This is a genomic window from uncultured Jannaschia sp., from assembly GCF_947494025.1.
In the GTDB taxonomy this organism is placed as follows: domain Bacteria; phylum Pseudomonadota; class Alphaproteobacteria; order Rhodobacterales; family Rhodobacteraceae; genus Jannaschia.
Window position 1 is genome coordinate 1 of sequence record NZ_CANLTQ010000126.1, and the last position, 654, is coordinate 654.

The window sequence follows — 654 nt, forward strand, 5'->3', positions numbered from 1 at the left end:
CGTCGGCGATAGGGGCGCCGGTTCGGCCGCCTGCACTCCGAACGGAAGCGCGAGCAGGCCGAGGGCACCGACCGCGGAATGAAGGAGGCTTCGGCGGGACAGGGCGGCGTTCTCCCGCCGCACCGGAAAGGCGAAGGTCGAGCGGCGCGGACGCGCCGGATCGGAAGATCGGGTCATGTGAAGTCTCTCTGATCGTCTTGGTCGTTCGCCGGAACGTCCGGCGCGAGCCTTGGACGCCTGTCCGAGCTGACGCTTCGGCAGGCGGCACGGGACGGAGACCGCGCATGCGCGCGGGCCGTCGGATCAGATGAGGATGCGCGGCGGCTCTTTGGCGGGCGGGCTGGTGAGGCCGCGGAAGTCGCGCGGCAGGGTGTGGCCCAAAGCCTCGCTCGTCTCCTGGAAGACGCTCCCGGTTTGCGCCGGCGCAGGTACGGCCGCAAAGCCTCCCGCGCCGCAGACGAAGTCGCACGCGATGCCATTGGCACCGGACTCCCCGTCGCCGCAGGCCTCGCAATCGGCCATCTCCGCGACCGTGGCGCCGGAGGCGACCATCTCTGCGGCCATTCCCGCCGAGCCGGCCGCATGCACGACCGAGCTTGCCGCGAACGCGGCGAGGACGGTGGCAAGAATGAGGCTGGCGATCAGTCGCATGGT

General features: G+C 70.9%; 1 protein-coding gene. It reads right to left on the minus strand.

Annotation, left to right across the window (positions count from 1 at the left end; translation table 11 throughout):
- Positions 1-303 precede the first annotated feature (303 nt).
- Positions 304-654: hypothetical protein (locus tag Q1B08_RS21615; RefSeq protein ID WP_299823477.1), on the minus strand; the 351-nt coding region annotated here is incomplete at its 5' end.